We start from the raw sequence: 9,855 nt of genomic DNA, 5'->3' as shown, positions 1-9,855 counted from the left end.
CGCCGACGCTCAGGCCCGCCGAAAACCGTGATCTGACCCACAAAACCGCTCCTACGATCACTCTCAAGAGCGAACTTAAGAGCGGTCCATCACGCCCGGGGGAAGGCGACTCTCAACGGAGGCGTACGCTTGACTGGAGGGACGCGATTATACAACCGTTACAAGTCCAGTAAAGTCTGCGGGAGAGATCGGGCCGATCGAGTGTACGTGTGAAGAAGAAGCGCAGTGCCGATACAATGCTGTTCATCGTAGGCAGACCGACGCCTGCATCCCGCTGATCAATCTGGAACTGACGCAGATCCTCTGGTGTCGCGGTGTCGGGAGGGCGTCCGAGATAATAGGCAAAGCGCTCTACGTGGCGAATATAGTCGATCTGGGTCTTACGCGCGAACCGGCGCATGTTCATCTCATCGATCATGCGTTGGCGCAACGAACTGACTGGAAGGTCGGAAATAATCTCGATCATGGTTCGACTCCTTGGTTGAAAGGAGTCGGGATGGTCTGCCTACCCTGAGCAGGGCTCAATCATGGTGCTGCACCAGAGCGATGAAAGACCTGGGGCCAGGAGCCACTCCCGCGCAGCGGGTTCGTACATGTCCCAACGTGCGACGGTACCGCCCCTTTCAACTCCGCTAAAAGTAACCCCGCCGGAGCAAGCTGCACGGCGGGGCCAAGGTTCAGGGAGGTCACCCTAAGGGGAGGGGTGATGCCTTCTACATAGTTTGCGACCATGAACCTTCAAGGACCTGCCAAGACAGCAGGCATTCACCGGGCCGCTCACACCACGCATTATCCCCGTCTATGCCGATCAATGAGCTGGCGCAGGCTCTCGATCGGAATGAGCGTCGAAGCGCCGATCTTCACAATCGCAATGTCTCCTGACTGGATCAGCTCATAGAGCTTGGACCGCCCGATCCCGGTCATCTGGACCGCATCGGGAATACGCACGGTCAGCGGCTCGAGTGTAATGGCCTGCTGCCCATCGGCCGGCACGGATGGAAGGGTTTGGGCGCTGCGGCGCGCCTTGATGATGTAAGCCATATCATGGGAACTCCTGCATACCGGAGCCTGTCCGATCGGATGGACAGAGCCTCGGCTATTTCATTGGGAAAGACCGGGCCGAAGGGCGCAGTTCTGGGGACGCGCCGCGTCAGCAACTCTCCGGCTCGCTTAGGAGCTGGCGATCCCGCAAAATGGATTTCGATCGAGCAATGCCGTCTCGAAGCGCATCAGGCGCACGCACCTCCATATCGGCATGGAGAAGCTCCAGTATGCGCAGGGAGATGGCGAGGCCTTCTTCCCCGGGCGTGCGCAGGCGGTCTGACGCCTGCCCCGTATAGGCAAGCTGCGTCAGCAAAGGCCTGACCATCGTGGCACAGGGAACTCCGGCAATCGCCGCCCGACGCAGCAGGGCGTCATACAAGTCGTCGTCAATACGTATGGTAATTCGGGCCATGAGCGTTCCTTCAAGTTCGCACAGGCTGACCACGTGATGATGAAGCACTACGGAAACTATGCCAGCGGAAGTGACGCGTAAAGACCGGGATGCCATGGCAGCCAATGCCTGCGGCCATAGGCGAAGTCCGGCGGAAGGATATGGAATTCGGGCGCGGCCAGATCGCGCAGCAGGGCTGCCACGAGCGTCGATTACGTCCCCATGGCATGCCAAGGCTGAACGCGGATGGGCCGGAGTGATCCGGCAGGGAACCGGTTGACAAAAGCCTGCAAGCTATCGAGCATCACAGGTGCTTCATCATCACGCGGTCAGGTGTCTAGTTCGGAGACATCTATGACAAACTCGTTCTAACCCCGCCCCTCCCGTTTCACACGGCGGTCGCCCTCTGTCCGCGCGCGGGCTCATGGGACGAGCTGGGACAAATTCTCGGATCGCCAGGCGATCCGCATCCTCCCTGCACCCGTTTCTCGCGTTCTGACCGCCCGGCACCGCAAGCGCCAGAGCCGCTGATGTCGTGATGCCTTCGTCGGGTAGTCCATGCTGGGCACGACATCGGATGCTCGGACATGGCGCGCACCCCACGCGATGAAGAGAAATTCCGATGAACCCCACCGATCGTATCATCCGGTTAAAGACCGTCCTGGCCCTGACGGGTCTTTCCCGCTCCACCCTCTATCGCAAGATCGCCGACGGCACCTTTCCTGCCCAGATCAGGATCAGCGTCCATGGCGCCGGCTGGCGGGAGTCCGCCATCAATCGCTGGATCGCCGATCCGGTGACCTATCGTGAGCCAGACAGGGAAAGCGCCCATGGCACCTCGCCCTAAGTGTCAAGGCATGGACGGAAGCGTGATCCGGCAGGACAGGGTTGCGTCCGCCTGACGGCTTTTTCTCCGGCATCTGGCAATGGCCTCGCGGTTGGCGAGAAGGATTTGCGCGCCCTGCACGATCTCGGTCGCGGCCAGAGGGTTGGCGACCACGAGCAGATGCAATCCAGCATCGGCAAAAGACAGACGCAGCGTTCTTGCTGCAAGCCGCTCGGGTAGCAGCCAACTTGACGGCGCGACATGGGCGATCATGCCGGGGAGGATCATCATCCCGATCGCGCCCGCGACAACGCCCATCGCCAATCGGCGGTGGTTCTGCCGGACCTGATCCCGAACCGAGCGAACGCGCTCCGATTCTCGAACATGAGACTCGCGGCTCACCTCCATTGCTTTACGACTCTCCAGCATGGCGCTGCGTGCTTCCGCCATCGCCTCCCGAATGGGTTGGTTCAGGTCGGTGGTGGTTTCCACCACCTGTTCCATCACCTCCTCTACGGTGAGAGGGTGCGTGCCACGCTCGACCAGGAAGTCGAGCGCCTTCTGGATCACCGCCAGGCTGGGCGCATAGTCCGGGGTATCGGCAAGCTTGGCCATCATCTCAGCATGGCGCTCTCGTGCCTCCTCCTGCATCTGCCGGAAGGCCTGCAAGGCGTCATCTTCCGTCGACTCTCTACTGTCGTCATCCATGGAACAATCTCCTTTTCATCGATCAAATCCTCGCCCCCGGTCCGCCCTGTCCTGCTCCTGCGCGCTGCCTTTCGACTGGCTCTCCCCCCGCGCCAGTTCGCGCACTTCCTTCATGTCGATCTGCGCGCCGCCCAGCAGGATCGCGGCGACTGTCCGATCGCGATCCAGCCCGCGCGCCATGTCCGTCATCTTCGCTTCCGCCTTGCGTGCGCCGCGCAGATCGCCGTCGCGCACCAGCTCCGCACGGTCGCGCTGCAACTGCTGCCAGCCCTCGACGAACCGTTCCGACCGCAGGAAGGGATCGGCACGCACCTGCGCTTCCCGATCCATCGCCCGCATGGCCTCATTGCCGCCGTCATCGGCGGTCTTTCGCGCCAGCTCCGGTTCACGCTGGAAGGCGGAAGCGAGATCGGACGCGCCCTTCTCGCGCGCCGCATCGAGCGCTTTGGCACTGCGTGCCATCGCCTCCTGCTGGTGCGGCAGGGGCGCAAAACCCTGCGCCTGCATGCGCTCGATATCCGCCCAGGCGCGGGCATAGCGTGCGACCGCGATCCGCTCCTCGCTGCGGTCCCTGGTGCGCTCCGACACGGGTCGCGGTCGGGCTTGGTCGGGACGCGCAGCGGTCGGAAACCGCAACCCGGCAAACACGCCGCGCGCCTGCTCGGCAATCTTCCGGGCGATGCGTTCCGGCAACCAGATTTCGCGCCGCTCGGCAAAGCCACGCGCTGCGTCCGGCTCGGTCGCGGGCAGATGGTCGGACGCCATATCCTTGGCCCGCTCGCGCGACAGGATGCGGATGAGCTTCCCCTGATCGGCAAAGTCGTCGCGCCCATAATGAAGCTGCACGCTTTCTCGATGTCGTGACAGCGCGACATAGGCAGCGTGACGGTCCAGCCCCGGCGTCGCGAGCACATGCGCCCGGTCCACCGTCATCCCCTGCGCCTTGTGGATGGTGGCGGCATAGCCATGGTCTATGTCGGCATAGTGTTTGAGGTCGAACGCCACGGTGCGCCCGTTATCCAGCCGGACAGTCATGCGTTGCGGAAACAGCTCCCTGACTTGGCCAAGAGTGCCGTTCTTCACCTCCAGGCTGCGCTCATTGCGCAGGAACATGATCCGGTCGCCAGGGGCAAAATTGCGCTCGCCGCGCGTCGCCCTGACGACCGCGTCCGCCCGCAGGCCACCAGCCTCGCGGACCGCGCTGCGGGCAGCTTCGTTGAGAAGGCGCACCTCCGCATTGGTATGGGTGAGGATGATCCGGCTCTTCTCGGGCACGGCGCGGTGGTCCTGCTGCCATCCCGCGATGAGAGCCGCGCGCGCCTCCTCGCGCGTCCCGGTGTCATGCACCATGGCGTTATCGGCATAGGCGGATATCGCCTCCCCGGTGCGTCCGGTGGCGAGCCAGCGGGTCGCCTGCCGCTGCCACGCCTGCTCCTGCCGCCGCACCGCGCTGATCTCTACCGCGCCATGCCGTTCGACCAGCGACCGGAACACCGCGCCCGCTTCGATCGCCTGCAACTGCTCCGCGTCCCCGACCAGCACGACCTGCGCCTGATTCTGCTCGGCCACGGCCAGAACCCGCGCCATCTGCCGCGTGCCCACCATCCCCGCTTCGTCCATGACGAGGACGTCACCGGGCGAAGGAAGATCGCGCCCTTTCGACCAGGCCAGCTCCATGCTGGCGATCGTCCGCGAGGGGATGCGCGATCCTTCCTCCAGCTTCTCGGTGGCAATGCCGGACAGCGCCATGCCCCAGACCTGGCGACCGCTCGCGGTCCATGCATCATGGGCAACGCCCAGCATCGTGGACTTGCCCGTGCCGGCATAGCCGATCACCATCGACAAGCCGCGCCCTTGCGTGATGTGCTGCAACGCCACCTGCTGCTCGGCGCCAAGGGTAAGGCCGCTGCGGGAAGCGGCCTCCTCATGATCCTTCAGCACCGCTGCTGGAATGGTCTCCCCACGGTGCGCCGCCAGCCGGTCCGCACTGCCTTCAAGCCGGCGCTCGGTGTCGAGCATATCGCGGCTGGTGAAACGCTCCTCCCCGCGCCCGTCCTTGCCCAGCGCAATAAGGTTGGGGGAGGCGCGCACCGCGCGCATGGCCTCCTCATATTGCGCCTGCCCGTCGCTATGCCGATGCACGAACATGGCAAGGTCGCGGCGGGTGAAGGTGGCCTGATAATGGGTGATCGCATCCAGCGCGATCGACGGCTCGGCGATGATGCGCGCGCCGTTGCGCGCGGCGACGGCGCGATGATCGTCCGCCCGCTCGGACGGCTCACCCCGTTCGAGCCTGCGCGATGCCGCCGGACCGATCTTGTCCTGCGGCTCCAGATCGACGCCCTGCGCCTCGAGGCTGCGGTGATCGATCCGCGCATCGATATCGAGTGCGGCAAGCCGCGCGTTCACATGATTGGCCCAGGCCTCGCGCCATTGCTCGACCAGGGACGTGCGGTTCCACTCCCGCACCTTCGCACCGAAGCCGTCCGGGCCAACCTCCCGCATTGCGAGCATCACATGGGCATGGGGCTTGGCCTCACCATCCTTGCCCATATCCCAATGGACGTTGAGGTCAGCGACCATGCCGCGCGCGACAAACTCTCGGGCGACAAAGTCCCGCGCCAGGGCGATGCCATCGGCCTTGCCCATCTCGCGGGGGATCGCGAACTCCACCTCACGGGCAAGCTGGGCGTCCTTGCGCTTCTCGGTCGCCTCGACCTCGTTCCACAGTACCGCCCGATCGGCCATCCGCTCCGGCGCGCCTGCGGGCAACAGGATTTCGGAATGGACGACGCCCGCCTTGTTGGTGAAATTGTGGGTGCGATCGAGCCGCTCGTCATGGATCGCCTCGGCCGCGCGATAGGCTGCCGCCGCGACGGAACTACGACCGCCAGCGCGACCAATGACTTTCACGGAGAAATGGAAGATTGCCATGACGGCAATCCATCTACGCCAGCAACGCGACGTCGGCACGACGTATAAGCGCGCCCTCCCACGAATTTTTCCTGTGCGGGACTGGGCGGTGTCAGGACGTCCCGGCGACTCTGCTGCGCGAGGACAGGGGCCATAGTAACATGGGCGCATCCCCTCTCAAGGATGAACTTCGATGCGCAAACCCCGTGACTATGATTCGGAACTCAAGGCGCTTGCCGACAAGGCCAGGCAACTGAAGGAACGCCGCCTGCGCCAGCTAGGCGACCTTGTGACGGCATGCGGCGCGGACGCGCTGGACGCCGATCTGCTGGCCGGTGTGCTGCTCGATGCCGTGGCCACCAAGGACGGGCCGACGAAGGAGGGCTGGCGCAAGCGGGGCGCGGCCTTCTTTCGCGGGAAGGCTCCAAGCCCTGCAACGGGAGCTTCAGGCCAGCCGGTTGGCGGCCTACCGCTCGAAGGCGGCAAGGCATCGTCTTGAGGCAGGCAAGGCCCGCACCGACATGCGCGAAGGCCAAGTGAAGCGCCGCGAGCGCACGCGCCAGCTGATCGAGCTGGGCGGTCTTGTCGTAAAGGCGGGGCTGGTGGATCTCGCTGATGACGATCGCGCTACGCTCTATGGCGCGTTCCTGACGCTGGCCGATCAGTCGCGGGGCGACAGCAAGGCCAGCGCGCTCGCCCGGTGGCAGCGCAAGGGCAAGCGTGCGTTCGCGGCGGAGCAAGACGCGGCTAAAGCGTCCCCGCTGTCTTCTTGAGTTCGGCGATACGTTCGGAGCAGACACTATGTACCAATGTTCCTAGTTCCTCGACGCGCGCGCCAAGCCATTCCAACTCCTCGGCCGTAACCGCATAGTGCTTTGAATAGCGTGCCTTCACATAGGCGTCGCGCAGTTTGGTGAAGAGCGCTCGCGCCTTCCGATCATCACGAGGCCAAATGCCGACAAGCCTTAGGTCGAGTTTGTCAGCGAGCGAGCGGAGAAACGCAATATTGTGACGGTGCGGAGTATAGAACGTCAGCACTAGCAACAGACAATGATAAAGGCGTTCCGTCGCCTGATGCAGTTCAAAGGCCGCTTTGTTGAAGCGTCCACGGTCGAGGTTTGAACGGAAATCGTCGAAAAATTCCCCAGCGCTGGGATACCACGTTTCAAAATACTCCTGCGCCATCTCGAGCGCGTCGGTCGGTTCCTTCGGCTTGGGCTTATGCAGTTCGGTATCGCTGGACTGGTAGAGCGCGATCCCGTCACGGGCGATATCCATGAAGAAATACCGCCCCTGCGCCAGCGCGTCGTTCACCTCTTTCAGGGAGTGAACGATGAAGTTGGCAGGCGTCCGCAAAACCTTCGTCGCCTGCGTCTCGCGGATCAGCCGCTCCTCGGCGTTATGCCACAAGTCCTTGTCCGTGAGATCCTGCTGATTGACGATCACCAACAGGTCGAAGTCGGACATATAGCCCTTCGCCGTATGCGGCTCATCGACATATTTGCCCCGCGCATGGGAACCGAACAGGATCACCTTGAGGATGCGCCCCGCCTTGCGCTTGCCTTCGGCCATCACGATCATGTCGGCAAATTCCTCGAACAGGAACTGGACGACGCGGGCAAGCTCGCGCTGCTTGGCAGGGGGCAGATGGGAAAGATCGGTCTTCATGGGCTGCCTATTTCTATGCAGGGCGGGACAGGCCGGTTCAAGACAAAGTGGGGCGCGAAGCGCCCCTAGTTTTTGCGGCCATAGATGCGTTCATGCAGGCCGCGCAGGGCGGCGAAGAACAGGGCTTCGGCTTCCTCGGTGGGGCAGAACAGGCGCTCGCCTATCTCATCGATCGTCCGCCCTTCTACCCGATGCAGGACATAGACTTCCCGTTCCATGACGGGCAGGCTGTTCAATGCTTGCAGGAACGTCCGCCCTGTCGAAGGACTGCACCGCCGGCCCTGCGAGCACCCATGCGCTGATCCAGATGCCGCGCCCATCGCCCCGCATCATGGCGTCACCGTCGATGCGGATGCCTGCCTCACCGCGCCATCGCTCGCGCGTCTCCTCGATCACATCGGGCGGGGCGTCCTGCCTGGGGGCGGTTTCCAGATAGCGGTCGATCCGCGCCACCAGCATCCTGCCGGTGCGCCTCGGCGCATTGAGGAGGGCCAGCGGCGGGATATCCGCGATGAAACTGCGCGCCGCTTCCAGCAGCGCCCGTGCGGAAGAGCGGCTCATGCCTGTGCCTCCCCTTCCTCGGACGCGTTGCCCTCGTCCTGCGGCAGCAAGGCGAGGAGATAATCGGCGGCCTTGCTTGCTTGACTGGCGGCACGAAAGATCGCCTTGCTGTCCTCGCGCAGCACCGACAGCCATGCACCGATATAGTCGGCGTGGCGCACGGTCGGCACGATCCCGAGTTCGGCGCACAGAAACGCGCTCGCCATCTCCGCGCAAAGCTCCTCCCGCGCATAGGCGGGACTGCCAAAGCCGCTGTTGGCAAGCCGGTCCAGACGCGAGCGATGCCCGGTCCAGTGCCCCTTATGCCGATATCGGCATAACTGCCATTATGCCGAGCTCCGGATTATGCCGCATGGCCTTTCAGAATGGTGGTTTCCGCCGATCAGCCATGCGGCGGTTCGGCATAATCAGAGGGCTTCAAGCCAGGCGAGTAGTTCGTCGTCAGGGCGGAACCTACCCGGTCGAGTTTCTGGCGCAGCGACGCTGGCCAGCGCTCTTTCCTTCAGCCGCATGTCGGCATGGATATAGATTTGCGTCGTCTCGACGGATTCATGCCCGAGCCAAAGCGCAATGACCGACTGATCGACGCCATGGTGAAGCAGCTCCATGGCTGTACTGTGGCGCAGTGTGTGCGGGGTCACCCGCTTGCTGGCTAGGCTTGAGCACGAACGTGCAGCAGTCAGACAGTGTTTGCGGACCAGATGTTCGAGGGCATCACGCGAGAGGGGATCGCCGCGTATGGAAGGGAACAGCGGCCCAGCATCGTCGCTGCGCCATTCTTTCAACCAGTTTTGCAGGGCCTTGGCGGTATCCCGACGAAGCGGGGTGCAACGTTCCTTGCGACCTTTGCCCAGACAGCGAACATGTGCCCCGGTGCCGAGGACGACATCCCTGCGGCGCAGACCGGTCAGTTCCGATGCTCGCAGGCCCGTTTGCGAAGCAACCAGCAGCAGGATGTGATCACGCCGACCGGTCCAGGTCGAACGGTCGGGCGCGGCCAGCAAAGCCGCGATCTCGGGTCCGTCGAGGAACGTGACGCTTCTTTTCACATAGCGCTTGTCCGGCAGAGCGAGGATTCTCTGGCAGTGCAGCAGCCACTCCGGCTCGTTCATGGCCACGTAGCGGAAGAAGGACCGGATGGCGGCAAGCCGCGTATTGCGGCTTCGCGCGCCATTGCCTCGCGCTGTTTCGATATGGATGAGGAAGTCGCCGATCACGTCGGCATCAAGATCGGCGATGCCGAGGTGCGTCGGCGGCTTTCCCGATCGCGCGGCAGCAAAGCGAACCAGAAGCCGGAACGTATCGCGATATCCCGCGATCGTATGGCGGCTTGCCTCCATCTGCGTGCAAAGCCGGTCGGTGAAGAAGCGCTGGAGCAGCGCCGGGAACGTCATGCCGGTCATGAGCATATCTCCCGATCATGAGGATCGGTGATCCGGGCTGACGCCAGATCCAGCAGTTCTGGAACTGCCTCGATATACCAGTAGGTGTGATCGGGATTGGCGTGGCCAAGCCATGTGGTCAGCTTGATCATTTCCCGTGCCGGATCCTTGCCAGACCTGTACCAGTCGATCATCGTTCGCGCAGCGAAGCTGTGCCGCAGGTCGTGGATGCGGGCGGAACGTGTCAACGATTGTGAGACAGCCGGGTCGGGAGATTAAGCTATCGTCTTTCGGTCCCTGGCCGGTGGGTTGATCCAGACTGCGGTTGGTTTTTGTGGCGGTCGTGGTGGTCGATTGACGAA

Annotated in this window: 11 protein-coding genes and 2 pseudogenes; 3 read left to right on the top strand and 10 right to left on the bottom strand. The window is 63.3% G+C overall.

Features of this window, described 5'->3' with window-relative positions:
* Positions 1 to 112: 112 nt before the first annotated feature.
* The 3 genes from SxD43FB_RS22270 to SxD43FB_RS22260 form a co-directional block, all read right to left on the bottom strand.
* Positions 113 to 466, bottom strand: coding sequence for a phage integrase N-terminal SAM-like domain-containing protein (locus tag SxD43FB_RS22270; RefSeq protein WP_096063997.1), 354 nt, complete (start codon positions 464 to 466; stop codon positions 113 to 115).
* 323 nt (positions 467 to 789) lie between these two features.
* Complete coding sequence (locus SxD43FB_RS22265; RefSeq protein WP_096063996.1) at positions 790 to 1,041, bottom strand: helix-turn-helix domain-containing protein; 252 nt, start codon at positions 1,039 to 1,041, stop codon at positions 790 to 792.
* Positions 1,042 to 1,150: 109 nt separating this feature from the next.
* Complete coding sequence (locus tag SxD43FB_RS22260) at positions 1,151 to 1,456, bottom strand: hypothetical protein (protein ID WP_096063995.1); 306 nt, start codon at positions 1,454 to 1,456, stop codon at positions 1,151 to 1,153.
* A 601-nt stretch (positions 1,457 to 2,057) separates the two neighbouring features.
* Here SxD43FB_RS22260 and SxD43FB_RS22255 point away from each other — a divergent pair.
* Positions 2,058 to 2,282, top strand: coding sequence for an AlpA family transcriptional regulator (locus SxD43FB_RS22255; protein ID WP_096063994.1), 225 nt, complete (start codon positions 2,058 to 2,060; stop codon positions 2,280 to 2,282).
* Positions 2,283 to 2,285: 3 nt separating this feature from the next.
* On the opposite strand, the gene SxD43FB_RS22250 is transcribed toward SxD43FB_RS22255, so the two are convergent.
* Together SxD43FB_RS22250 and traA are read right to left on the bottom strand one after the other, a co-directional pair.
* Positions 2,286 to 2,969, bottom strand: coding sequence for a DUF6118 family protein (locus tag SxD43FB_RS22250; protein ID WP_096063993.1), 684 nt, complete (start codon positions 2,967 to 2,969; stop codon positions 2,286 to 2,288).
* 15 nt (positions 2,970 to 2,984) lie between these two features.
* Positions 2,985 to 5,903 carry a Ti-type conjugative transfer relaxase TraA gene (traA, locus tag SxD43FB_RS22245; protein WP_096063992.1) on the bottom strand — a complete coding sequence of 973 codons (2,919 nt, stop codon included), beginning with the start codon at positions 5,901 to 5,903 and terminating at the stop codon, positions 2,985 to 2,987.
* A 172-nt stretch (positions 5,904 to 6,075) separates the two neighbouring features.
* On the opposite strand from traA, the gene SxD43FB_RS22240 reads away from it, so the two are divergent.
* Entirely contained in the window at positions 6,076 to 6,381 is a 306-nt protein-coding gene (locus SxD43FB_RS22240) for a conjugal transfer protein TraD (RefSeq protein WP_096063991.1), read from the top strand.
* Positions 6,341 to 6,655: a conjugal transfer protein TraD gene (locus SxD43FB_RS22235; RefSeq protein ID WP_255245861.1), complete on the top strand. Its 315-nt coding sequence runs from the start codon at positions 6,341 to 6,343 to the stop codon at positions 6,653 to 6,655. The genes SxD43FB_RS22240 and SxD43FB_RS22235 overlap by 41 nt, the downstream gene beginning before the upstream one ends.
* Here SxD43FB_RS22235 and SxD43FB_RS22230 read toward each other — a convergent pair.
* The 5 genes and pseudogenes from SxD43FB_RS22230 to SxD43FB_RS22210 form a co-directional block, all read right to left on the bottom strand.
* Positions 6,630 to 7,550 carry a HEPN domain-containing protein gene (locus SxD43FB_RS22230; protein WP_096063989.1) on the bottom strand — a complete coding sequence of 307 codons (921 nt, stop codon included), beginning with the start codon at positions 7,548 to 7,550 and terminating at the stop codon, positions 6,630 to 6,632. The two genes, SxD43FB_RS22235 and SxD43FB_RS22230, sit on opposite strands and share 26 nt — an antisense overlap.
* Before the next feature lie 165 nt (positions 7,551 to 7,715).
* A complete protein-coding gene (locus SxD43FB_RS25445; protein ID WP_176482896.1) occupies positions 7,716 to 8,111 on the bottom strand; it encodes a hypothetical protein in 396 nt (131 codons plus the stop codon).
* Positions 8,108 to 8,410: pseudogene (locus SxD43FB_RS22220) on the bottom strand (zincin-like metallopeptidase domain-containing protein); the annotation flags it as partial. The pseudogene SxD43FB_RS22220 and the gene SxD43FB_RS25445, both read right to left, overlap by 4 nt.
* A gap of 108 nt (positions 8,411 to 8,518) precedes the next feature.
* Positions 8,519 to 9,514 (bottom strand): tyrosine-type recombinase/integrase, encoded by a 996-nt coding sequence (locus SxD43FB_RS22215; protein WP_096063987.1) that lies wholly within the window; start codon positions 9,512 to 9,514, stop codon positions 8,519 to 8,521.
* Positions 9,511 to 9,726, bottom strand: a pseudogene (locus tag SxD43FB_RS22210) (integrase); the annotation flags it as partial. The gene SxD43FB_RS22215 and the pseudogene SxD43FB_RS22210, both read right to left, overlap by 4 nt.
* Between the last annotated feature and the right edge of the window lie 129 nt (positions 9,727 to 9,855).

Source organism: Sphingobium sp. D43FB (assembly GCF_002312805.1).
GTDB lineage: Bacteria > Pseudomonadota > Alphaproteobacteria > Sphingomonadales > Sphingomonadaceae > Sphingobium.
Note: the sequence above shows the minus strand (reverse complement) of the source record. Positions and strands in the feature narration are given on the sequence as shown.